Source organism: Streptomyces griseoruber, assembly GCF_001514205.1.
Lineage (GTDB): Bacteria > Actinomycetota > Actinomycetes > Streptomycetales > Streptomycetaceae > Streptomyces > Streptomyces griseoruber.
Genome location: NZ_KQ948782.1, coordinates 148,912 through 171,386, shown reverse-complemented (window position 1 = coordinate 171,386; position 22,475 = coordinate 148,912). Strand labels below are relative to the sequence as shown.

General features: G+C 73.7%; 16 protein-coding genes and 2 pseudogenes. 6 read left to right on the top strand and 12 right to left on the bottom strand.

Going from position 1 to position 22,475, the window contains the following annotated elements; all coding sequences use genetic code 11:
- The 4 genes from AQJ64_RS38385 to AQJ64_RS38370 all read right to left on the bottom strand — a co-directional run bounded on the left by AQJ64_RS38385 (position 1) and on the right by AQJ64_RS38370 (position 7,004).
- Positions 1-4,491: a non-ribosomal peptide synthetase gene (locus AQJ64_RS38385; protein ID WP_055635876.1), complete on the bottom strand. Its 4,491-nt coding sequence runs from the start codon at positions 4,489-4,491 to the stop codon at positions 1-3.
- Positions 4,488-4,742 (bottom strand): acyl carrier protein, encoded by a 255-nt coding sequence (locus AQJ64_RS38380; protein ID WP_055635877.1) that lies wholly within the window; start codon positions 4,740-4,742, stop codon positions 4,488-4,490. Before AQJ64_RS38380 ends, AQJ64_RS38385 begins: the two co-directional genes overlap by 4 nt.
- A gap of 63 nt (positions 4,743-4,805) precedes the next feature.
- Positions 4,806-5,684, bottom strand: a complete 879-nt coding sequence (locus AQJ64_RS38375; RefSeq protein WP_157881016.1) for a hypothetical protein — start codon at positions 5,682-5,684, stop codon at positions 4,806-4,808.
- Between the two features lie 66 nt (positions 5,685-5,750).
- Complete coding sequence (locus tag AQJ64_RS38370; RefSeq protein ID WP_055635879.1) at positions 5,751-7,004, bottom strand: tryptophan 2,3-dioxygenase; 1,254 nt, start codon at positions 7,002-7,004, stop codon at positions 5,751-5,753.
- A gap of 374 nt (positions 7,005-7,378) precedes the next feature.
- On the opposite strand from AQJ64_RS38370, the gene AQJ64_RS38365 reads away from it, so the two are divergent.
- Together AQJ64_RS38365 and AQJ64_RS38360 are read left to right on the top strand one after the other, a co-directional pair.
- On the top strand, positions 7,379-8,791 hold the full coding sequence (locus AQJ64_RS38365; RefSeq protein WP_055635880.1) for an MFS transporter: 1,413 nt from the start codon (positions 7,379-7,381) through the stop codon (positions 8,789-8,791).
- Between the two features lie 86 nt (positions 8,792-8,877).
- Positions 8,878-10,098: a GNAT family N-acetyltransferase gene (locus tag AQJ64_RS38360; RefSeq protein WP_055635881.1), complete on the top strand. Its 1,221-nt coding sequence runs from the start codon at positions 8,878-8,880 to the stop codon at positions 10,096-10,098.
- Positions 10,099-10,134: 36 nt separating this feature from the next.
- Here the strand turns inward: AQJ64_RS38360 and AQJ64_RS38355 are convergent, their stop codons facing one another.
- Both AQJ64_RS38355 and pdxR read right to left on the bottom strand, forming a co-directional pair.
- Entirely contained in the window at positions 10,135-11,100 is a 966-nt protein-coding gene (locus tag AQJ64_RS38355; RefSeq protein WP_206189778.1) for a D-2-hydroxyacid dehydrogenase family protein, read from the bottom strand.
- Between the two features lie 59 nt (positions 11,101-11,159).
- A complete protein-coding gene (pdxR, locus tag AQJ64_RS38350; protein WP_059203388.1) occupies positions 11,160-12,737 on the bottom strand; it encodes a MocR-like pyridoxine biosynthesis transcription factor PdxR in 1,578 nt (525 codons plus the stop codon).
- A 99-nt stretch (positions 12,738-12,836) separates the two neighbouring features.
- On the opposite strand from pdxR, the gene AQJ64_RS38345 reads away from it, so the two are divergent.
- Both AQJ64_RS38345 and AQJ64_RS38340 read left to right on the top strand, forming a co-directional pair.
- The gene (locus AQJ64_RS38345; RefSeq protein ID WP_055632741.1) at positions 12,837-13,739 is read left to right on the top strand and encodes a DMT family transporter; all 903 of its coding nucleotides are present in this window, start codon (positions 12,837-12,839) and stop codon (positions 13,737-13,739) included.
- A 37-nt stretch (positions 13,740-13,776) separates the two neighbouring features.
- On the top strand, positions 13,777-14,436 hold the full coding sequence (locus tag AQJ64_RS38340) for a maltokinase N-terminal cap-like domain-containing protein (RefSeq protein ID WP_055632740.1): 660 nt from the start codon (positions 13,777-13,779) through the stop codon (positions 14,434-14,436).
- Positions 14,437-14,524: 88 nt separating this feature from the next.
- On the opposite strand, the pseudogene AQJ64_RS47040 reads toward AQJ64_RS38340, so the two are convergent.
- A pseudogene (locus AQJ64_RS47040) lies at positions 14,525-14,971 on the bottom strand (MGH1-like glycoside hydrolase domain-containing protein); the annotation flags it as partial.
- On the opposite strand from AQJ64_RS47040, the pseudogene AQJ64_RS38330 reads away from it, so the two are divergent.
- Positions 14,943-16,342, top strand: a pseudogene (locus tag AQJ64_RS38330) (LamG-like jellyroll fold domain-containing protein); the annotation flags it as partial. The pseudogenes AQJ64_RS47040 and AQJ64_RS38330 sit on opposite strands and share 29 nt — an antisense overlap.
- Before the next feature lie 31 nt (positions 16,343-16,373).
- On the opposite strand, the gene AQJ64_RS38325 reads toward AQJ64_RS38330, so the two are convergent.
- Together AQJ64_RS38325 and AQJ64_RS38320 are read right to left on the bottom strand one after the other, a co-directional pair.
- Positions 16,374-16,967: a 3'-5' exonuclease gene (locus AQJ64_RS38325; protein WP_055632738.1), complete on the bottom strand. Its 594-nt coding sequence runs from the start codon at positions 16,965-16,967 to the stop codon at positions 16,374-16,376.
- A gap of 57 nt (positions 16,968-17,024) precedes the next feature.
- The gene (locus AQJ64_RS38320) at positions 17,025-17,639 is read right to left on the bottom strand and encodes a helix-turn-helix domain-containing protein (protein ID WP_055632737.1); all 615 of its coding nucleotides are present in this window, start codon (positions 17,637-17,639) and stop codon (positions 17,025-17,027) included.
- Between AQJ64_RS38320 and AQJ64_RS38315 the strand changes: the two genes are divergently transcribed.
- Positions 17,638-18,162 (top strand): GNAT family N-acetyltransferase, encoded by a 525-nt coding sequence (locus tag AQJ64_RS38315; RefSeq protein ID WP_055632736.1) that lies wholly within the window; start codon positions 17,638-17,640, stop codon positions 18,160-18,162. The two genes, AQJ64_RS38320 and AQJ64_RS38315, sit on opposite strands and share 2 nt — an antisense overlap.
- Positions 18,163-18,165: 3 nt before the next feature.
- On the opposite strand, the gene AQJ64_RS38310 is transcribed toward AQJ64_RS38315, so the two are convergent.
- The 3 genes from AQJ64_RS38310 to AQJ64_RS38300 all read right to left on the bottom strand — a co-directional run bounded on the left by AQJ64_RS38310 (position 18,166) and on the right by AQJ64_RS38300 (position 22,313).
- Positions 18,166-18,843 carry a response regulator gene (locus AQJ64_RS38310; protein WP_055632735.1) on the bottom strand — a complete coding sequence of 226 codons (678 nt, stop codon included), beginning with the start codon at positions 18,841-18,843 and terminating at the stop codon, positions 18,166-18,168.
- The gene (locus AQJ64_RS38305; RefSeq protein ID WP_055632734.1) at positions 18,840-20,021 is read right to left on the bottom strand and encodes a sensor histidine kinase; all 1,182 of its coding nucleotides are present in this window, start codon (positions 20,019-20,021) and stop codon (positions 18,840-18,842) included. The genes AQJ64_RS38310 and AQJ64_RS38305 overlap by 4 nt, the downstream gene beginning before the upstream one ends.
- A gap of 78 nt (positions 20,022-20,099) precedes the next feature.
- Complete coding sequence (locus AQJ64_RS38300) at positions 20,100-22,313, bottom strand: MMPL family transporter (RefSeq protein ID WP_055632733.1); 2,214 nt, start codon at positions 22,311-22,313, stop codon at positions 20,100-20,102.
- Positions 22,314-22,475: the final 162 nt, after the last annotated feature.

Here is a 22,475-nt window from a genome sequence, read left to right as displayed (position 1 = left end):
TCACACCCTTTCCGGCTGCGGGAGGAGGGCCGCCGCCGGAGCGGCCCGGTGCTGCTGCACCACCACGTGGGCGTTGGTGCCGCCCACCCCGAAGGCGCTGACGCCGGCCGTGCGCGGCCGGTCGGCCCGTCCGGTCCAGGCGCGGCCCTCGCCCAGCAGGGACAGCCGGCCGCCGGGGGCCAGCTCGTCGATGGGCTCGGCGACGTTGGGGGTGGCGGGCAGGTGGCCGTGGTGGACGGCGAGCACGGCCTTGATGAATCCGGCGATCCCGGCGGCGGTGTTGCAGTGCCCGATGGAGGCCTTGACCGATCCGACGGCCACCGGCGGGCCCGACCGGCCCAGGGCGTCGGCGAGGGCCGTGATCTCGATGGCGTCGCCGAGCCGGGTCCCGGTGCCGTGGGCCTCGACGAAACCGATGTCGGCGCCGCTGACTCCGGCGGCCGCCAGGGCGTCACGGATGACCCGCGACTGGCCCTCGACACCGGGTGCCGAGTAGCCGATGCGTGCTTTGCCGTCGTTGTTGACCGCGCTCCCCCGGATCACCGCGTACACCGGGTCCCCGTCGCGTTCGGCGTCGGCGAGACGGCGCAGCAGCACCGCTCCGGCGCCGAAACCGCCCACGGTCCCGGAGGCGCGCCGGTCGAAGGGCCGGCACATGCCGTCGTCGGCGTAGAGGAAGCCCGGACGGTAGCGGTAGCTGCCGTCGGAGGCCGGGTCGAGGGAGACCGCGCCGGCGAGGGCGTAGTCGCTGCTGCCGGTGAGCAGGCTGCGGCAGGCGAGGTGGACCGCGTACAGGCCGGTGGAGCAGGCGGTGTCGAGCAGCAGGGCCTCGCCCCACAGGTCGTGCAGATAGGCGAAGCGGGAGGCGACGAAGGTGGGGTCGGCGTTGACGACGTCGTCCACCCGGGCCTCGGGGTCGGTGTCGAGGACCTTGGGGCAGCCGGCGTAGAGGCTGGTGCGGGAGGCGATGTCGGACAGGCGCAGGGAGGCGTCCTCCACGGCCGACCACAGGACCTCGTGCAGTACTCCCTGCTGGGGGTCGCCGTGGCGCAGGTCGTCCTCGCCGAAGCCGAGGAGGTCGGCGTCGTAGCGTGCGCCCTCGGCGGCCATGCCCCAGCGCGCCACCCGCCGCTGCCCGTCGGGCAGTTCGGTGACGAGCGGTCCGGGTCCCTCGGTGAAGCAGTCCCGTCCGGTGCGCAGGTTGTCCCAGAAGGCGGCCAGGTCGGCCGCGCCGGCGAACCGCGCGCCCATGCCGATGACGGCGACGGCGTCCTCGTCCGCCCCGGTCGGCACGGCGAAGCCCGTGCGGCGGGGGGCGGCCGGGCGTGGGCCGTCGCTTCCGTCGCCGCCGAGCAGCCGGGTCTGCGACCGGACGGTGGTGTGGCGCAGCAGATCGGCGATGGAGGGCCTGGTCCCGGTGGTGCGGCGCAGTGCCGCCTGGAGCCGGACCAGGAGGAGCGAGTGTCCGCCGACGTCGAAGAAGTTGTCGTCGGGGCCGAAGTCCCGCTCGCCCAGCACCTCCCGCCACGCGTCGTGGACGGTGTCACCGGGGCCCGGCGCGGGGGCGGTGGCGGCGCGGGTCTCGGGCCGGGCCGGCGCCGGGGTGTCCTCGGGGCCGGGCAGGCGGCGGCGGTCGATCTTGCCGTTGGGGGTGAGCGGGAGTGCGTCGAGGACGATCAGGTGGGAGGGGACGGCGTACGCCGGCAGGCTCGCCCGCAGGTGCCGCAGGACCTCCGGCCGGTCGCCGGGGCGGGCGAGCACCGCGTAGCCGACGATCTCCTTCTCGTCCCGCGCGTTGCGGCGGCTGGTGACGAAGGCCGCGGTGACGTCGGGGTGGGCGCGCAGGGCGGACTCGACCTCGCCCAGCTCGACCCGCTGGCTGCGGATCTTGATCTGGTTGTCGGCCCGCCCGATGAACTCCAGCCGGCCGTCGGCGGTCCACCGCACCCGGTCGCCGGTGCGGTAGAGCCTGCCGCCCGGCTCGACGCCGAACGGGTCGGCCCAGAACCGCTCGGCGGTGCGGGCGGGGTCGCCGAGGTAGCCGAGGGCGACACCGCTGCCGCCGAGGACGAGTTCGCCGGGCATGTACGGCGGCGCGGGGACGAGGGTGTCCTCGAAGACGACGTGGGCGCGGGTGCCGGGGACCGGGGCGCCGATGGACAGGGTGCGGGCGGCCTCGGGCACCTCCTCGACGGGGAACCAGGTGGAGGTGAAGGAGTTCTCCGTGGGGCCGTAGCTGTGCAGCAGGGTGCCGGGACGGGCCCAGCGCAGCGCCTTGCGCAGATGCGGTACGGAGACCAGTTCGCCGCCGAAGTACACCCGGCGCAGTGTCTGGAGGAGGTCGGGTGCGTCCTCGATCAGGCGGTTGAGCAGCGGGGTGGTGACCAGCAGGGTCGTCACGCCCAGGTCGCGCAGGGCGGTGCGCAGGGCGGGCGGGTCGAGGACGAGTTCCTTGTCGAGGACGGCCAGCCGGGCGCCGTGCGTGAGGGCGCCCCAGATCTCGTAGGTCGCGCCGTCGAAGTTGAGCGGGGAGAGGTGGGAGACGGTGTCGTCGGGTCCGAGCGGCAGGAAGTCGGGCCGGTGCATCAGGCGCGCCACGCCGCCGTGGTGCAGCAGGACGCCCTTGGGACGGCCGGTGGAGCCCGAGGTGTAGAGGACGTTGAACACGCCGGAGGGCCGGATGTCGACGGCGGGCGGCGTGGTGGGGAGGACCGCTGCCGCGCGGGCGATGGCCTGCGGGGTGTGGACGGGCAGGCCGTCCGGCACCCCTGCCGTTCCGTCCGTCTCGGCGATGAGCAGCCGGGGGCGGGCGTCGTCCAGGACCAGGCGCAGCCGGGCCTCGGGGTGGTCGGGGTCGAGCGGCAGATACGCGGCTCCGGCCATGGCGACGGCCAGCATCGCGGTGATCGTGTGCGTCCCGGGCCGCAGCAGCAGCGCGACCAGGTCCCCGTCCCGGACGCCGGCCTCGGACCGGAGCCAGTGCGCGGCGCGGGCGGCGTTCTCGGTGAGGGCGCGGTAGGTGAGGGTGTGCTCGCCGTGCACGACGGCGACGGCGTCGGGTGCGCGGCGGGCCTCCCGCAGGACCAGTTCGGGCACCCCGGTCCGCGGGGCGGTGTCCTCGGCGTCCGGGGCCTCGGTGCCGCCTCCGGGTGCTTCGGCCAGCGCGGCCAGCAGTTCCCCGCAGCGGGCGCCCGGGCGCCCGGCGGCCGACAGCAGCGTGTCGAGCTGACGGGCCATCAACGCGGCGGAGGTCCCGGTGTACAGGCCGGCGTCGTAGTCGATGCGCAGTTCCAGCCGGTCGGTGTGCTCCAGGGCGGCCAGGGCGAGGTCGTACTTCGCCGAGGCGGTGTCCAGGTGCACCACGCGCACGGTGGCTCCGGGCACCTCCTCGGCGCCGCCGGTGTGCGGCTGGTGCAGGAACACCGCACGGTACGGCGGAGTCGCCGCCGGGGGCGGGGGTCCGTCGGTGGCGAGCGCCTCCATGGAGTCCAGGACCTGTTCGCCCAACCGCTGTGCGTAGGCGCCGAACTCGTCGTCGGCGGCCATGCGGCTGCGGACCGGCAGCACCCGGGTGAACAGCCCCACCGCGTCCTCGCTGCCCGGCTCGTCACGGCCCGCGAAGGGCATGCCCAGCACACCGTCGCCCTCGCCGGACCAGGCGTGCAGCAGCAGGCTCCACGCGGCCAGCAGCACGACGGCCGGCGAGACGGAGTGACGGACGGCGACCTCGCGCACGGCGGTGAGGCGCTCCGGGGACAGGGTGCGCTTGACCCAGCCGGCCGTGCCCCGCAGCCGCTGCTCGGCCCGGACCAGGTCGGGCAGCGGGCCGAGGGCGACGGGGTCGTCGGCGAGGAGGTCCCGCCAGTGGGCGGCCGGTGCGTGCCCGGTGAGGCCGGGCGCCACGGCTTCCGCGGCCGCTGCGGCTCCCGTGGCTTCCGTGGCTTCCGTGGCTTCCGTGGCTTCCGTGGCGGCGGTGGCGGCGGTGGCGGCTCCGGAGCCGGCGGCGGTGGCGGCACGGGTGCGGTAGGCGGCGAGCACGTCGGCCGCGAGGACGTCCAAGGTACGCCCGTCGGCCACGATGTGATGCACCGTCAGGACGACCAGGGCGCCGTCGTCGTGGAGCAGTGCCTCGGCCCGCAGCAGGGGCGCGCCGCTCAGGTCCAGGGGACGCTGCGCCGCCCGGACCGCCTCCTCCCGCGCGGCTTCGGAGCGGCACGAGCCGGACCGCCGTACGACGCTCAGCGGAAGCGGCGCCGCCGGCTCCGGGCGGAACCGGAGTTCGCCGTCGTCGGTGTCGAAGCGACCTGCCAGCGCGGGCCGTCGCACCAGCAGGCCGGCGAGGGCCGCCCGCAGGGCCGGGACGTCGAGGTCGCCGAGGAACTCCAGGGCCAGCGGTACGTTGTAGCGGCCCGACTCCGGCTCGCTGCGGTCCGCGAGCCAGATCTCCGTCTGGGCGGCCGAGACCGGCAGCCCCGCCGTGGGGCCGCTCACGCCTCGGCCGCCAGCGTCTCGGCCAGCTCGCGCACCGTGGGGTTGCGGAAGAGGGTGCGCACCGGGATCTTCCGGTCCAGCTCCGCGCCCAGGTCCCTGACCACGTGCAGGGCGCCCAGGGAGTGGCCGCCGACCTGGAAGAAGTGGTCCTCGTCGGTGAATTCGTCGTGCCCGAGCGCGTCGGCCCAGGCCTTGCGCACCAGGGCGGTGAGCGCGCCGGTGCCGCGTGTCTCGGATTCGGTCGCCGTCACGGCAGTCGTGTCCTTCCGTTTCTCGTCTTGGCCGTGTCCCGCGGGGGATCGGCGCTCGTCCGCTCAGGCGGGCGGTGTCTGCTCGTCGGGCACCAACGCCCGGTAGGTGTCGTCCACGGAGTCCCACAGCCGCGGGAAGAGGCTCCGCTCGGCCATGGCACGGACGCCCGCCGTGGACTGGCCGCGCAGGCTCTTGGGCAGGTCGTCACGGCCGACCGAGGGGCCGGCGGCCGGGCCGGTGGCGGGGGCGTTGGCAGGGGCGGTCTCGGGGTGGCCGCCGAGTTGGGACCACACCAGCCGCAGATGGTGGTGCTTCCACGCGGCGACCGCGCCGTCCAGCCTGAGCAGCGCCTGCCGTACGAGGGCGAGGTCGGGGGCCCGGTCCTCGCGGGCCGGGGACGCGGCGCGGCCCTGCGCCGTGACGACTTCACGCATGCCGATCCCCTCGCGGGCGAGGGCGGCCTCCGTCTCCTGCCACAGCGCGGCGGCCGCACGGCGCAGATTGCGGGCGCCGGGCGAGTCGAGACCGGTGGTGTTCTCCGGGAAGGTCTCGCGCATCCGCAGCAGGCTCTCCTGCGGCAGGAAGTCCAGCAGCACGCACAGGGCCCGGACCGCGACGTCTCCCGTCGCGGCCGCGCGTTCCAGCAGCTGGGCGGCGAGGAGGTAGTCGCGCCCGCCCAGCCCCTGGGCCGCCCGCCGCATCTCGTAGTGCATCTCGCACCACGCGTACTCGGTGATCAGATGGACCGTCTGGAACAGCCGCTGGTCCGGGTGGACCAGTTCGTCCTCCGGCAGCAGCGCCGACAGTGCGGCGGTGAGCCGGGTGTCCTCCTCGTAGTTGCTGCCCCGGTCGTACTCGTACACGAAGAGGCGGTTGCTCTCCGCGGGGTTCATGGTCCGGCGGGCCGTTCCGGGCCTGCCGGGCTGTGCTCGTCTGCTCATCGCTGTGGACGCCTCCGGGCGGGTGTGCGTGGGCGTGGGGGGGCCGGTTCGGCCGGTTCGGCCGGTTCAGCCGACGAGGGCGCCGTGCCGGTCCCGGGCCGGGAACAGCCGGTTGTCGAGGACCGCCGCGAGGTAGGGCACGCCCTGGGTGTATCCGGTGCCGGAGCGCTCGCCGATCATCCGCACGGCCAGGCGGTAGTGGGTCTGCTTCCACCGCTGGTGCACCGATTCCAGCCGGTCGGCCGCCGCCCGGAGCACCGCGTCGTCCGCGGCGTCCAGCCGGTGTGCGGAGATCAGACCGTGCCAGGTGTCCTCGACGGTGGCCTGTCCTTCCGTCACCCATGCGTGCACCTGCGGCACGGAGGTGTAGGCGGAGGAGGCGAGCCGTGCGCGGCTGGGTGTGGAGCACAGGGACTCGAAGGTCTTGTAGCCGGCGGACTGGATGGCGCTGGCGCCCTCGGTGAACACCCGGAAGGCCTGGAAGGCCTCCGGGCGCATGGTCGCCAGCAGCGAGAACAGCGGCAGGGACTCCTTGAGGATGTCGGCGACGGCGCCGACGAGGTCGGCGGCCTCCCGGGGCCGGTCGCCGTCGAGCCGCCGTACCGCCGTGGCCAGGGCGGACGACATGAACGTGAACGTCGTCTCGAACGACTGGAGGGTGCGCAGGAACAGGTATTCGTCGTGGAGGACGTACACCGGCTGCACGCTGCCCGCCAGCACCCGTGCCTCCTCGGGGCCCGCGGTGCGCAGGATCTCCGCCGCGAGCGGGCCGGCGGGGGTGCGGCCCGGTACCGCGGCGACGGCCGCGGGGTCCACGGCCGCGCCCGGCGGCAGCGTGCGCAGGGCGGCGGGCTCCATCACCCGCACGGCCAACCGGGCGCGCTTGGCGACCAGTTCGGGCGAGGGGGGCATGCCGAGCGGCGCGTCCGGGGTGTCCGTCTCCGACCGTCGCTCGAAGCGCAGGAGGTCGGCGAGCAGGAGCAGCAGCACCTCGTCGCGTGAGCGGAGCGCCGCGCGCCAGTCGGCCGGGGCGGGCCGGGTCAGCAGGGACAGAGCGGTGTAACTGGCGTAGTCGTAGCGGTCGTCGTGCTTGTCGAGGACGACGTCGAGGAACCGGTGCAGGAAGGAGGGACCGTCCGGGCCCTCGGACTCGGGGAGCGCCCCGCGTATCCCGTCCAGCAGGCGCAGGAGGGCGGGGTCGAGGAAGTGCTTGCCGACCGACCGCAGATGCGTGAGCAGCGGGGTGTAGGGGAACTCCGCGGGGGTCCCGGACACCGTCCAGGCGCGCAGTTCCTCGACGACGTCGCATGCGTTCCGCACACGGGAAGGGGAATTTCGAGAGCCCATGGAGAGGTGTCCTTTACTCGGGACGAGTCTTTCTGGACGAGATCCTCCGCCTCCCGCCGCGGGCCTTAAAGTCACCGATATCCGGTCACGTCGCCTCGGTCACGCACACCCGGTTCCGGGTTCGCGTGACACATTCCCGCGAAGCGAAAAAGCTCACAACGCAATGCGCTGAGACAGCCCCCCGAAAGGGGTGTCCGGCCCGCCCGGACGCCATTTACATGCAGCACGCAACGAAGTGCGTACGCCCCGTGAGCGGCACCGCTGCCTCTATGGTCGCTCTCTGGCCTGCCGCCGACGCCGCCGAGCAGGCCCGTCCCTGTCCCCGACGAAAGCAGGCGAGCGAAGTTTTGCCGACCGCGACACCCACCTCAGCGCCCCCGGCTCCCCCGACCGCTCCGAAGACGGTCACCGTCACCGACCCCGCACTCGTGAAACGCGCCGTAAAGGCCGCCGCAGTGGGGAACGCGATGGAATGGTTCGACTTCGGCGTCTACAGCTATATCGCGGTCACTTTGGGCAAGGTCTTCTTTCCGTCCGGGAATCCGACCGCCCAGCTTCTCTCCACCTTCGGCGCGTTCGCCGCGGCCTTCCTGGTCCGCCCGCTCGGCGGGATGGTCTTCGGGCCGCTGGGCGACCGGGTCGGCCGCCAGAAGGTGCTGGCCCTCACCATGATCATGATGGCCGCGGGCACCTTCGCCATCGGGCTGATCCCGTCGTACGCCTCGATCGGCGTCGGAGCCCCGCTGCTCCTGCTGGCCGCCCGGCTGGTGCAGGGCTTCTCCACCGGCGGTGAGTACGCGGGCGCCTCCACCTTCATCGCCGAGTACGCGCCCGACAAGCGGCGCGGCTTCCTCGGCAGCTGGCTGGAGTTCGGCACGCTCGCCGGATACATCGGCGGCGCCGGTCTGGTCACGGTGACGACCGCCCTGCTGTCCACCGAGGACCTGCTGAGCTGGGGCTGGCGGATCCCGTTCCTGATCGCGGGCCCGATGGGCATCGTCGGCCTCTACCTGCGGATGCGTCTGGAGGAGACTCCGGCGTTCGCGGCGGAGATCGAGAAGGCCGAGGCAGGCCGGCCGAAGGTGCCGCTGCGCCGGATGGTCACGGGACAGTGGCGGGCGCTGCTGCTGTGCGTCGGCCTCGTGCTGGTCTTCAACGTCACCGACTACATGCTGCTGTCGTACATGCCGAGCTATCTGACCAGTGAACTCGCCTACGACGAGACGCACGGTCTGCTCGTCGTGCTCGGCGTGATGACCCTGATGATGGTCGTCCAGCCCTTCGCGGGCGCCCTCACCGACCGGGTGGGCCGCCGGCCGGTGATCGCCGCGGGCTGCGCGGGCTTCCTCCTGCTCTCCGTCCCCGCCCTGCTGCTGATCCGCCAGGGCGGTCTGCTCGCGATCGCCCTGGGCATGGGCGCGCTGGGTCTGCTGCTGGTCTGCTTCACGGCGGCGATGCCGGCCACGCTGCCGGCACTGTTCCCGACGAACGTCCGCTACGGATCGCTGTCGCTCGGCTTCAACGTCTCCGTCTCCCTCTTCGGCGGCACCACCCCGCTGGTCGTGACGGCCCTGATCGGGGCGACCGGAAACATGATGACGCCCGCGTACTACATGATGGCCGCGGCCGTCGTCGGCGGCGTCGCGGTGTGGTTCACGACGGAATCCGCGGGCCACCCCCTCCCCGGCTCGGCCCCGTCCGTGGAGGGCCGGGACCGGCGCGGTGAGGCTGTGCCCCATCGGCCGCGGCCCCGGGCGTAATTCGCTTGACCTGGTCGTGGGTCGACGCGGCATGGTGTCACCCGCACCGCGAGGCCTGGTGCGGGTGACACGGGGAGGCTGCGGCAGTGACGGAGATCCGTTCCACGAACGAGCAGGACCTGGGGGTCTTCGTCGACACGCTCCACGCGGCGTTCGGGCGCTTCCCGGAGACACCGGACGAGGGCCGGGGCGTGTGGTGGTCGGCGCTCGAGATGGACCGCGGCGTACTCGCGACGGCGGCGGACGGACGGCCCGTCGGGACGGCCGGCGCGTACTCCTTCGAGCTCACCCTGCCCGGTGCGATCATCGTCCCGGCCGGCGGGGTGAGCGCGGTCGGGGTCCTGCCCTCGCACCGACGCCGGGGCGTGCTCACCGCGATGATGCGGTATCAGCTCGCCGAGCTGCGGGCCCGAGGGGAGTTCCTGTCCGTGCTGCTGGCCACCGAGGCCACCATCTACGGCAGGTTCGGCTACGGACCGGCGACCTACACGCGACAGCTGACGGTGCCGCGCCACCGGGGCGACTTCGCCCTTCCCCGGGCGGGCGGAGCGGCCGGCCCGGACACCGGCACGATCGAGGTGCTGCGGCGCGCCGAGTGCGGCGAGATCCTGGAAGAGGTCTACGACCGCTACCGCCGCGCGCAGCCCGGCGCACTGTCCCGGCCGCACCGCTGGTGGGACCTGGGCGCCGGTCAGCCCCCGGTCTCTCCGGCGCCGCGCCATGTGGCCGTCCACCGTGACGCCGACGGTGTCCCGGACGGCTACGCCAGCTATGCGATCGGGGAGTCCGACACCCTGACCGTCGACGAGACCATCGCCACCGACGACGCGGTCTTCACGGCCCTGGCCCGGTTCGTCCTCGGACACGACCTGGTCGGTCAGGTCGTGTTCAAGCACGTCCCGCCCGGGCACCCGCTGCGCCGGCAGCTCACGGACTTCCGCGCCGGGCAGGTGGGCGGCGACACCGACTGGCTCTGGGTGCGGCTGCTGGACGTGCCCCGGGCGCTGACCTCGCGCGGCTGGTTCACGGACGGCGAGCTCGTCCTCGACGTCGACGACCCGTTCCTCGGCGAGCACGGCCGCCACCTGCTGACCGTCCGGGACGGCAAGGCCGACTGCGTCCCGACGGACCGGGAGCCCGACCTCTCCCTGGACGTGCGCGACCTGGGCTCGCTCTACCTCGGGGGCACCACCCCGAGCACGCTCGTACGCGCCGGCCACATCCGGGCCCACCACCCGGACGCGGCCCCTCTCGCCGACGCCCTCTTCCGGGCCGAGCGCCCGCCGCACTGCCTGCACTGGTTCTGAGCACCCGCCAGCCGTCACGCCGAAGCGGCGGAGAACTCAGCCGGCCGTCAGCTGTCGCAGCGGGTCGCCGGCGAGGAAGGCGGCGATGTCCTCCACCGCCTGCGTGTAGAAGGTGCGGTAGTTCCGCTCGCTGACGTAACCGAGGTGGGGCGTGGCGAGGACGTTGGGCAGGGTGCGCAGGGGGTCGTCGGCGGGCAGTGGTTCGGTGTCGAAGACGTCGAGGCCCGCTCCGGCGATCCAGCCTTCGCGCAGGGCGCGCAGGAGGGCCGTCCGGTCGACCAGGCCGGCGCGGGAGGTGTTGATCAGATGGGCGTGGGGGCGCATGACGCGCAGTTCGGGTTCGCCGAGCAGGCCGCGGGTGCGGTCGGACAGGACGAGGTGGAGGGACACGAAGTCACTCCGGTTCAGCAAGTCCTCCTTGCTGCCCGCGAGTTGGGCTCCCGCTTCGGCGGCGCGCGCTGCGGTGAGGTGCTGGCTCCAGGCGAGGACCCGCATGCCGAAGGCGGTGGCGACGCGGGCGACCCGGGTGCCGATCCTGCCGAGGCCGAGCAGGCCCAGGGTCCGGTCGGCGAGGTCCTGGCCGACGGTGGACTGCCAGGGGCCGCCCTCGCGCAGGGACCGGCTCTCGGTGGTGATGTGCCGGGCCAGGCCGAGCAGGAGCGCCCAGGTCAGCTCCACCGGCGGGGTCGGGCTGCTCGCCGTACCGCAGACCGTCACCCCCTGCGCCGCCGCGGCGGCGAGGTCGACGGAGGCGTTGCGCATGCCCGTCGTCACCAGCAGACGCAGACGGGGCAGGCGGCGCAGGAGGTCCGCGTCGAAGGGGGTGCGCTCCCGCATGATCACGACGATCTCGCAGTCGGCCAGTGCGGCGGCGAGCACGTCCCGGTCGGTGACGTGCTCGCGGAGGACGCGCACGTCGACCTCGTCGTCGAGGACGCTCCAGTCCGCCAGGGCCAGGGCGGCGCCCTGGTAGTCGTCGAGCACGGCGCAGCGAAGGGTCATGCGGACATTCTGCCCGGCAGGGATGATCACCGTGCGGTCGGGCGATCATGGCCCTTGCTTCAGGTGGTGGGCGGGAGGCTCCGCAGGGCCGCGCCGAGGACGGCGACGCCCTCTTCGATCTCGTGGGCGGGGCCCGCCGCGTAGCCGAGGACCAGGCCGGGCCGGCCGGGACCGATGCGGTGCCAGGACAGGGGGTGTGCCTTCACGCCCCGTTCCAGGGCGGCGGCGGCCAGGTCGACGTCGCGCAGGCCGTCGTCGCCGAAGGTGACCATGAGGTGCAGCCCGGCGGCCGCCCCGTGCACCCGGGCGCCCGGCAGGTGTTCCTCGATGGCCCGCAGCATCACGTCCCGGCGGCGGCGGTGGCGGCGCCGGACATGGCGCAGGTGCCGTTCCAGGTCGCCCGAGTCCATCAGCCGGGCGAGGACCAGCTGGGTGAGGATGCCGTTGCCGAGGTCGGCGTACCGTTTGGCGGTCACCACCGCGTCCAGCCGGTCCGGCGGGACGAGCAGCCAGCCGACACGGAGCGCGGGCGCGAGCAGCTTGGAGACGCTGCCCGCATAGCAGACCCCTTCGGGCATCAGGGAGCGCAGCGCCGGGACCGGTGGCCGGTCGTAGCGGTGCTCGGCGTCGTAGTCGTCCTCGATCACCACTCCGCCGTCGGCCGCCCAGCTCAGCAGTTCGCGGCGGCGTTCCCCGTCGAGGACGACACCGGTGGGGAACTGGTGGGCCGGGGTGAGCAGCACCGCCCGGGCGCCGCCGGCGCGCAGTGCGCCCACGTCGAGGCCGCCCGCGTCCACGGGAACGGGCGCGAGGCGGTGGCCGCCGTACTCGAGCTGCTGGCGTGCCCCGAGCGACCCGGGGTCCTCGACGGCGACACGGCGGATCCCCTCCTCCCACAGAAGCCGCCCGAGCAGGCCGAGCGCCTGCGCCACCCCGGCGACCACCACGACCTCGTCCGGGTCGGCGCGGATGCCGCGGTTGCGGGCCAGCCAGCCGACGACCGCCCGGCGCAGGGAGGGGGCGCCCCGGGGATCGCCGTAGCCGAAGTCGGCCGGACCGACCCCGGCGAGGACGGCTCGCTCGGCGCGCAGCCACGCGGTGCGGGGGAAGGCGGCGAGGTCGGGGACGCCCGGGGAGAGATCGATACGGCAGGGCGTGGCACGCAGGGCGTCGACGACGCCCTCCCGGTCGACCGAACGGAAGACCGCGGGCCCGGGCACCGGCGGCACGGGGACGGGTGACACGGGCGCGGGGCCGGAGCCCGGGGTGTCGCGGGCCGGGCCACCGGGCCGGGCGGGGGCGCGGGGTGGGGCCGGGGCCGCCACGACCACCGTGCCGAGCCGGCCCCGGCCGGCGATCTGTCCGGACTCGGCGAGCCGGCGGTAGGCCTCGGTGACCACCCCCCGGGTGACGTGGAGCTCCTCCGCGAGGACCCGGCTGGCGGGCAGCCGCGTTCCGACGGGCAGCCGGCCGTCGGCGACGGCGGACCGGAGCTGGTCGGCGAGCCAGGCGATCCGTCCGCCGGGCGGTGCCTGCCCGATGTCGAGCTGGAGGAAGTCCGAGCCGACCGCCCCGCCCGGCGCGGACGCGTCTGCCGGTTTGGACCCCTGTACCGGTGACTTCTTGGACCTGCCCATGACGTCCATTGTGCGGGCACCGTGGACGCCATGGACACACCTTCCGCACCTTCCGCGCCTTCCGCTCCTTCCGCTCCTTTGGCCCGGCTCGTCCCCGGCATGGTCGGGATGACGCTGGTCGGCAGCAGCGTCACCGTCTCGCGCACGCTCGTCGACGCCCCGTTGTTCACCACCCAGGCGGTCCGGTACACGGCCGCGACCGCGATCCTCCTGGTCATGGCCCGGCTGGCCGGTGCCCGGCTGCTCCGGCCGCGAGGACGGGAGTGGCTGTGGCTGGCGGGGATCGCGGTGAGCGGTCTGGTGCTGTTCAACGTGGCCGTGGTGCGGGGCGTCGCCCATGCCGAGCCCGCGGTGATCGCCGTCGCGGTCGCGTGCGTACCGCTGGTCCTCGGGGTGCTGGGCCCGGTGCTGGAGCGGCGCGGGCCGAGCCGGCAGGTGCTGCTGGCGGCACCCGTCGTGATGGCGGGTGCGGTGCTGGTGGAGGGAACGGGCCGCACCGATGCCGTCGGGGTGGCCTGGGCGGCGCTGGCCCTGGGCTGCGAGGCCGCGTTCACCCTGCTCGCCGTACCGGTGCTGCGACGGCATTCCCCGTGGGGGGTGTCCGTGCACGCGATGTGGCTGGCGGCCGTGCTGCTGGCCGTGCTCGGCGCGGTGTCGGAAGGGCCCTCGGCGGTCGGGGAGTTGTCCGGCGTCCAGTGGGCGGCCGTCGGATATCTCGCGCTGATGGTGACGGCGGTCGCCTTCGTCCTGTGGTACTCGACGGTCCGCGCCGTCGGCTCCGGCCGGGCCGGGCTGCTCACCGGCATCGCGCCGCTCGCCGCGGCGGCCGTCGGCACGGTCTCCGGCGGCGGCACGCCCAGCGCGTCGGTATGGCTGGGCATCGTCGTACTGATCCTCGGCCTGGTCGGTGGCATCCGCCCACGCCGCGTGCCCGCCGGGGAACGGCACCCGCACCGCACGGAATATCCGGTGCCGCCGCGCCGCCCGGATGCCAAGGTGTGAGGGTTCGTATCCGCCCGAAGGAAGAGAACCCCCTGGCATGGCCGTCATCCACCGCACCGTCCTCGAGCCGACCAAGCTGGAACTGCTCACCGCCTGGCTGCCCTCCCGCCCCTGGTACCGCGGGGGCGCGGGTGAACCGCGGTTGACGAAGGCCGGCGGCTTCCGGCTGGACGATCCGCAGGGCGAGGTCGGGATCGAGTTCATGGCGGTCACCGACACCTCGGCTGCTCCCCCGGTCACCTACCTGCTGCCGCTCACCTATCGCGGCGCCGCGCTCGACGGCGCGGAACACGCCCTGGTGGGCACCATGGAGCACGGGGTGCTGGGCCGGCGATGGGCCTACGACGGCTGCCACGACCCCGTGCTGGTCGCGCAGTTGGCGGCCCTGATCGAGGGACGCGCGCAGGCCCAGGACCAGAACGTCAGCGACACCCCCGACCGGGAGGTCGTCGTCTCCCGCACCGGTGAGGGCTCCCTCCCCACGGACTTCACCGCCGCCGACGACCGGGAGGGCACCGCGCTCACCTCACCGCACGGCACGGCCCTGCGGCTGCACCGCGTCCTGCAGCCCGCCCCGGACGGCCCGTTCGTCGCTCCGCGGGGAGCGGTCGGCCAGGTCACCGGCTCCTGGCAGCTCCCGGACGCCACCCGGGCCCGAGGCGTGTTCGCCGTCCTGCGCACCGGCACCCGGGCGTAGCCCTCCTGCCTCCGTGCGGCTCCGGCCGGAGACTCATGTGCACGATCCCCCCGACGGCGCTCGTCCTGCTCGGCATCGTCCGCGTCCAGGTGGGCTCGGCCCGGGCCAAGCACCGGTCCGTGTCCCACAGCTGGTCGAGCAGCGCCGTCTGGAGGTCCCCGGCGGTCCGCGTCCACCGCCGGGACTCCTCCTGTCTGCCCGACTCATCGGCCAGTTCGCCGAGTTGCCGGAGCTGGAGGACGAGGAAGGCGGCCAGGTCGGCGGTGACGACCACGCGCTCGGGGTCGAAGGTGGTGGCGTTGTCCCAGCCGCTGTCGTTGCCGTGCTGGTAGTGGGGCAGTTCAGCGTCCGGTGCTCGTCGCGCGGTGGGCCAGAAGTCGGTCCAGCGCCGCAACCGGTCGTAGGTCGCGGCCAGTTCGGCCCGGCTGGGCGGGGCGGGGAGCCGGCGGCGCAGCTGGCCGAAGGCCCAGCCGTGGATGGGCGGCTTGACGAAGTTGTGGAGGACCGAGATCGTCCTCAGCCCGGCCGGGAAGGCGAAGGGCACCCAGTCCGCGCCCGTGCGCCGGCAGGCGTCGTACGAGGCGGAGGACGCCGCGCACACCGGGTCCGGCTACTCCAGGAACGGTCCGGAGGGCTCGACTGGCGACGTGTCGAAGTTCTACACCTCGGGCGGCTACGACGTGGGCGGACTGCGCACCGGCTCGGACGTCACGCTCGACTTCACCGTGGACGTGCCCGAGGACGGCGACTACGACCTGCGCGTCTTCGCCAACTCCCTCAACACCTTCGACAAGGTGAAGGAGCGGGCACCCACCAACGCGTCCTGCGGGTGGACGGCGAGGCGGACACCGAGCAGGAGCTGTACCTGCCGCTCGGCTACAAGTGGGTGGTGTGGGACCACACCGACACCGAGGTCCACCTGACCAAGGGCAGGCACACCCTGACGCTCGCCGCGAGGAGCCTCGACGGCCGGCGCGCCACGCAGGGCGACGCGATCGTCGACCGCCTCACCCTGTCCCTGCCGGACGCCTCGGCCGGCACCCGGGTGTACGAGGGCGAGCTGGCCTGGCTGGGCGGCGGGGCGCGCCCCGTCTACACCCTGCCGAAGCACACCCCGGCCCCCGCCACCGGCTCGGGCGCGGCCCGGCTCGCGAAGGGCCAGACGGCCACGTTCTGGGTCTGCTCCCCCGCCGACCGGGAGGCCACACTGAGGGTCGACACCCTGGACGGCTCGGGCGCCCTGCTCTCCGTCGACGGACACGACGTCCTGCGTCTGGCCAAGGGGCGCGACGCGGTGGCGGTCTCCCTCTCGGCCGGCGTCAACAAGGTGACGGTGACCGGGGGTTCGTCCGCCACGCTCGTCGACCGTCTCACGGTCACACCCTCCGAGGGCGCGCTCCCGGTGCGTACGTACGAGGCGCAGGACGCCACGGTGGCGGGAACGGCCTCGCTCGTCCCGCTCTCCCTGGCCACCGACGGCACGGCGATCACCGGCATCGGCGGCGATCCGGGCAACGGCAACACGGCGACGTTCACCGTCTCCGCCGACCGGGCCGGTCTGTACGCGCTGCGGATCCGCTACTCCGACCCCGAGCAGTCCCCGGCCACCCACTACAACCCGGACCCGCTCGCCCGGCACGCCGACCTCTCCGTCAACGGCGGCGCACCACGGCGGGTCGGCTTCCCGCACACCTTCCACCAGAACGACTTCTGGGAGCTGACCGTCCCGGTCCGGCTCGTCGAGGGACGGAACACGATCGCCTTCCGGTCCGAGGAACTGCCGAACTTCGACGGCACCACCTACGCCTCGGACACCTTCCCCGGTGTGCTCCTGCGCTCCCGCTACGCACCGCTGATCGACCGGATCGCGGTCGCGCCGTACGCCGAGGAGGTGCGCTTGAGGTGACCTGACCGGCCCCGCGTCCCCGTCGGCCGGTTCAGCCGTCCGCCGGGGCCGGGTCCGGCCAGGCCCCGCGGTCCAGCAGGTCCAGGACGAGTGCCGCGATGTTCCAGGCGTCGTCCTCGCCGCGGTGATGACGCCCTTCGAGGGGCAGTCCGGCGATCTTCAGGGCCTGGCTCATGCCGGGCTTCCTGCGCAGGCCGTGGGCGGTGGTGAAGACGGCCTTGGCGTTGGTGTGGCCACGCTCGACGGGATACCCGAACGGGTACGCCACCCGGTCGGCCAGGCTCTGGCGGGCGAACTGGCGGCGGTCGTAGTCGCCCCAGCTCGCCCAGGGCCGCTCCGCCGCCGCGTACTCCTCGGCGAGCAGGCGGCACGCCTCGGCGAAGGTCATGCCGTGCGCCACGTCCGCCTGGGTCAGGCCGGTCAGTTCGGTGCAGAAGGCACTGACGGTCGACCGGGTGGGGCGGACCATGATGCCGTGCCGGGACAGGCGGCGCCGGGCCCGGAGGTCGACGACCGTGAGACCGATCTCGATGATCTCGTTCACCGAGCCCGGCGGGGGTTGTCCGTCCCAGCAGGTGGCTTCGACGTCGATGACGTTCAGGAGGGTCGGGTGGTCGTCGCGCATGGCGCGAGGCTACGAGGGGGCGGGACCGTTCGGCATCCGTATTTCCGCCCCGGCGGGTCATGGCCGGGTGCCGCGGGTGAGGACGACGGCGTAGCGGCACTCGGTGTCGGTGGTGTTGGCGAAGGCCCGTTCTTCGGGTTCGCCGAGTTCGACGGTGTCGCCGGCGTCGAGTTCATGGACGGTGTCGCCGTCGTGGAAGGTCAGGTGTCCGTCGAGGACCCACACGATCTGCCGTACGAAGGCGAAGGCCGCGGCCGGATACGGCACATGGGCGCCGGCGGGCAGACGGATCTCGGCGACCTCGGCGGGGAAGTGCGGGCCGGTGATCTGGCGGCGCCGGTAGCCGGTGCCGGGGTCCCGCCACTCGGGCACCTCGGCCCTCCGGCGTACGCCGGTCCCCGCCGCCCCTCCCGGGTCCTCCCGCGCGGCTTCGGCCTCGGCCTCGGCCTCGGTGAGGGCGAGCAGGGAGGCGACGCTGAGCCGGAACGCGGCCGAGAGCTTGCCGAGGACGACGGCGGTGGGGCTGCTCTCGCCGCGCTCGATCCTGCTGATCATGGCCTGGGAGACACCGGAGGCGTCGGCGAGCTGGGCCAGGGTCCAGCGGCGGCGTTCCCGTTCGGCGCGGACTCGGATGGCGATCTGCCGCACCAGGGGATCTACTATGTTGGACATGAATCCAATATACGAGAGAAGCGGGGCGGTGGTGACCGTCCGGCGCGCACGGCCGGATGACGCCGAGGCGGTCCGCGCGATCCGCAACCACGCGGTCGAGCGGTCGACGGCGCTGTGGACGGACACCCCGCAGTCCCCCGCCGAGGGGGTGGCCTGGCTGGCCGCCCATCTGGAGCGCGGCTCGGCGTTCGTGGCCGAGGTGGAGGGCGAGGTCGCCGGGTACGCCGTCTACGGTCCGTGGCGGGAGCTCGACGGCTACCGCGACACCGTCGAGGACTCGGTCTACGTCCGCGAGGGCCGGCACGGGCTCGGCATCGGTTCGGCGCTGCTCGACGCGCTGGTCGCCGCGGCGCGCGAGGCCGGCCATCACATCATGATCGCCGCCATCGAGACGGAGAACGCCGCGTCCGTCCGGCTGCACGAGCGGTTCGGCTTCCAGGACGTCGGCACCGTGCGGGAGGCCGGCGTCAAGTTCGGCCGCCGGCTCGATCTGACGCTCATGCGGCTGGCGCTGAGCCGCTGACCGTCAGCCGGTGGGCCCCGGCTTCACCAGGCCGCTCCGGTACGCCATGACGACGAGCTGTGCGCGGTCACGGGCGTCGAGTTTGGTCATGGCCCGCTGGATGTGGCTGCGGACGGTCAGCGGGCTGAGGACCAGCTCGCCCGCGATCTCCGCGTTGGACTTGCCGTACGCGGCGAGCGCCATGACCTCGCGTTCGCGCTCGGTGAGCGATCGGACGGCCTCGGGGAGGTCACCGAACTCGGGGGCCTCGGGTGTGGCCAGGAAGCGGGTGATCAGGGCCCGGGTGGCGGCCGGGGACAGCAGGGCGTCGCCGGCCGCGACCGTGCGGATGCTGGACAGCAGCACCTCCGGACTGACGCCCTTGCCGAGGAAACCGCTCGCTCCCGCGCGCAGCGCCTTGGCGACGTTCAGGTCGTTCTCGAAGGTGGTGAGAATCAGCACGCGGCTCTCCGAGAGCTCCGGGCGCGCGCAGATCGCGGCGGTGGCGGCCACACCGTCCACGTTCGGCATACGGATGTCCATGATGATCACATCGGGCCGGTGGGCGTCGGCGAGATCGAGGGCCTCCTGGCCGTCGGCCGCCTCCGCGACCACGGTCATGTCCTCGACCGAGTCGATGAGGATGCGGAACGTGGCCCGCAGCAGAGCCTGGTCGTCGGCGAGCAGGACACGGATGGTCATGGGGCGCGGCTTTCGTCGGGGCTGTCGAGCGGAAGGGTGCAGGAGACCTCGAAGCCGCCGTCGGGGCGGTGGCCGGCCTCGAAGGTGCCGCCGACGGAGGCGGCCCGCTCCCGCATGCCGACCAGGCCGAACCCCCGTACGGCCCCGGGCGGTTCCGGCGTCCGCCCGGCGGCGGTGGGGTTGGTCACGGTCAGGGTCAGCGACCGGGGGGTGAAGGCGAGCCGGACGCGCGCGGTGCGGGGCGCGGCATGTTTCGCGACGTTGGTCAGCGCCTCCTGGACGATCCGGTAGGCCGTCAGATCGAGTACGGGCGTGAGGGTGCGGGTCGGCCCCTCGGCGGTGACGGTGACCTCCAGGCCCGCCGCGGCGCAGGCGTCGGTGAGGTCGGGCAGGTGGCCGAGTCCGGGGGCGGGGGCCAGTTCGTCGGCGGGGTCGCTCTCCTGCCGCAGCAGGCCGACGGTGGCCTTGAGCTCGCGCAGGGCCGCCGCCGTGGTCTCCGGGAGCTTCCCGACGATCTCCAGGGCCTTGTCCGGGTCGTGCCGGGCGAGGTGGGCGGCGGTGCCGGCCTGGGCGTCGGCGAGGGTGAGGTGATGGGCGACCACGTCGTGCAGCTCCCGGGCGATGCGCATCCGTTCCTGGATCACCCGGCGCCGTGCCTCCTCCTCCCGCTGCCGGTCGGCGTGTTCGGCGCGGGCCACCGCGTACTCGCGGCGCACCCGCACATAGCTGCCGAAGGCCGCGGACATGAGGACCCAGGCCGCCGGATTGACGGCGCCGAGGACCACGGAGTCCTGGAACGAGCTGAGCAGCAGGCCGGTGAGGACCATGCCGGCCGCGGTGGCCACGGCGCTGTTCCAGGCCGTCCGTCGGGGGGTGTGCAGGCTCATGGAGTACTGGGCGACGAGCAGCGGTCCCATGAGGAGCGGGGTCAGCAGATAGCCGAGGGCGCCCTGGGCCATGGTGCACAGGGCGGTCACGACGAGGACGCGCAACGGGTGGCGGGTGCGCCCGCGCAGTGCCGCGCAGGTCAGCACGGCCAGCGCGATCCCGGGCCACACGGAGGGGTTCTCCGGCATCAGCGCGCGGGTGAGGAGCACACCGGAGACCGTGAAGGCGAGCAGCAGCGCCTCGGGACCCCTGCGGCGGACCTGGGCCTGCCACCGCCGGCTTCCGCTCATCGCACTCCGCCTCATGCTCACGACGCTCCGTGGGTCACACCATCGTCTCCGGTGCCGTGACCCACGGGGCGTCCCCGGTCACGTCCGGGCCGGTTCCTGGGCCACGGGCTCGCCGCCGGCCGGTGCCCCCGCGCGCACCGGCGGCGCGGTGAGTCCCGAGCCCTCGACGTCGATGTCGGGCAGCAGCCGGTCGAGCCGGCGCGGCAGCCACCACGCCTTGTCGCCGAGCAGGGCCAGCACCGCGGGCACCAGGGTCATGCGTACCACGAAGGCGTCGAAGAGCACCGCGGCCGCGAGTCCGAACCCGATGGTCTTGATCATCGATTCACCGGAGCCGATGAACCCGGAGAATACCGCGATCATGATCACGGCCGCCGCGACGACCACCCGCGCGCTGTGCCGGAACCCGGTGACGACGGCCTGCGGGGCCCGGTCGCCGTGGACGTACGCCTCCCGCATGCGGGCGACGAGGAACACCTCGTAGTCCATGGCCAGTCCGAAGACGATGCCCACCAGGAAGATCGGCATCAGGCTCATGATCGGGCCGGTCTGCTCCACGCCCAGCAGTGCGGCGCCCCAGCCCCACTGGAAGACCGCGACCACCGCGCCGAGGGCGGCCAGCACCGACAGCAGGAACCCGACGGCGGCCTTGACCGGCACGAGCACGGAACGGAACACCACCAGGAGCAGCACCAGGGCCAGCCCGACGATGACGGCCAGGTAGGGCACGAGCGCGTCCTTCAGAGCCTGCGCGACATCGATGTTCATCGCCGTGCTCCCGGTGACCTCGAAGGTCGCCCCCGTCTCCCGCTCCAGGCCGGGGCGTGCCCCCCGGATGGTCTGGACGAGGGCCTTGGTCCGCTCGTCGTTGGGGCCGGTCGTGGGCACCGCCGAGAACAGCGCGGCGTCACCGGCCCGGTTGAACTGCGGGGCGGAGACGGACACGACCCCGCGGGTCGCGCCGATCCGCTCCGCGATCCCGCTCACGGCCGTCTCGGGATCGGTCGCGTCCTTGACGTCGACGACGATCGTCAGCGGACCGTTGAAGCCCGCCCCGAAGCCTTCGGCGAGTGCGTCGTAGGCGCGCCGCTCCGTGGACGACACGGGTTTCGACTCGGCCCCGGGCATGCCCATCTCCAGGTGGGCGGCGGGTACGGCGAGGGCGCCCAGGCCGGCGACACAGGCCAGGAGGACGGCGACCGGGCGGCGCAGCACGAACCGCGCCCACCGGGAGCCGCGGTTGTCCGGGCCCGCCTCGGGGCGGCCCCTGCGGACCGAGCGGGCCAGGACGGCGTCGGGCCACATCCCCAGCAGGGCGGGGACGAGGGTCAGGGCGATGAGGACGGCGACGACGACGGCACCGGCGGCGCACAGCCCCATCTTGGTGAGCATCGGCACGCCGATCACGGCCAGACCGGCCAGGGCGATGACGACGGTGAGGCCGGCGAAGACCACGGCGGAGCCGGCCGTACCGACGGCGAGCCCGGCCGCCTCGCCCGGGGCATGGCCCCGGGCGCGTTCCTCCCGGTAGCGGGAGACCACGAAGAGGGCGTAGTCGATGCCGACCGCGAGGCCGAGCATCGAGGCCAGCGTGCCCGTGGTCAGCGACAGACCGAAGGTGCTGCCCAGGGCCATGATCGCGGCCGTGCTGACCCCGACGCCGATGACCGCCGTCAGCAGCGGAAGGCCCGCGGCCGCGAGCGAGCCGAAAGTGATCAGCAGGACGACCGCGGCGAGGGCGATGCCGATGACCTCGGACGAGCCGCCGGCCGCGGGCTGCTCCGCCAGCGCGGTCCCCCCGACCTCCACGGTGAGGCCGGCGGCGCGCGCCTCGTCGATCGCCTTCTCCAGTGCCTTCTTGTCGGCGTCCGTGAGGTCCGAGGCCCCGACCTTGAAGTTCACCGTCGCGTAGGCGGTGGTGCCGTCCTTGCTCACCGCGCCCGCCGTGAACGGGTTCACGGCGCTCACCACCTCGGGCTCGCCCGCGGCCTCCTTCACGAGCGCGTCGACGGCGGCGCGGTTCGCGGCCGCGGTCACCTTCTCGCCGTCGGGTGCGACGAACACGATCCGCGCGTTCGCGCCGTCGGCGGAGGAGCCGGGGAAGCGCTCCCCGATCAGGTCGAAGGCCTTCTGCGCCTCGATGCCGGGCATGAAGGACGTGCCGTCGTCGGAGGAGGCGGGGGCCTTGGCCGCGCCGAGGCCGACGGCGCCGAGTATCACTGCCCACAACAACGTCACGAGCCAGCGCCGCCGGAACGCGGTGCGGCCCAGGCGGTAGAGCAAGGTAGCCACGGAAAAAGGATCTCCAGGTCGGTGGTGCTGGTCTGGTTTCGGGTCGACGACCAGCCTGACCGGAGAAGGGGTGCCCGGACATCGTGCGCGTGCTGGCACTTCCGCTTGGTGCCAGGGCACCAGCCGGGCCTTCGCGGATCAGCCTCGAGGAGGAGATCGGAT

What these genes read in the sequence shown, in the direction of transcription:
- AQJ64_RS38375 (WP_157881016.1), bottom strand. Translation starts at nt 5,684, where the DNA reads ATGAGCAGACGAGCACAGCCCGGCAGGCCCGGAACGGCCCGCCGGACC.
- AQJ64_RS38355 (WP_206189778.1), bottom strand. Translation starts at nt 11,100, where the DNA reads ATGACCCTTCGCTGCGCCGTGCTCGACGACTACCAGGGCGCCGCCCTG.
- pdxR (WP_059203388.1), bottom strand. Translation starts at nt 12,737, where the DNA reads ATGGGCAGGTCCAAGAAGTCACCGGTACAGGGGTCCAAACCGGCAGAC.
- AQJ64_RS38345 (WP_055632741.1), top strand. Translation starts at nt 12,837, where the DNA reads ATGGTCGGGATGACGCTGGTCGGCAGCAGCGTCACCGTCTCGCGCACG.
- AQJ64_RS38340 (WP_055632740.1), top strand. Translation starts at nt 13,777, where the DNA reads ATGGCCGTCATCCACCGCACCGTCCTCGAGCCGACCAAGCTGGAACTG.
- AQJ64_RS38325 (WP_055632738.1), bottom strand. Translation starts at nt 16,967, where the DNA reads ATGCGCGACGACCACCCGACCCTCCTGAACGTCATCGACGTCGAAGCC.
- AQJ64_RS38315 (WP_055632736.1), top strand. Translation starts at nt 17,638, where the DNA reads ATGAATCCAATATACGAGAGAAGCGGGGCGGTGGTGACCGTCCGGCGC.
- AQJ64_RS38320 (WP_055632737.1), bottom strand. Translation starts at nt 17,639, where the DNA reads ATGTCCAACATAGTAGATCCCCTGGTGCGGCAGATCGCCATCCGAGTC.
- AQJ64_RS38310 (WP_055632735.1), bottom strand. Translation starts at nt 18,843, where the DNA reads ATGACCATCCGTGTCCTGCTCGCCGACGACCAGGCTCTGCTGCGGGCC.
- AQJ64_RS38305 (WP_055632734.1), bottom strand. Translation starts at nt 20,021, where the DNA reads ATGAGCGGAAGCCGGCGGTGGCAGGCCCAGGTCCGCCGCAGGGGTCCC.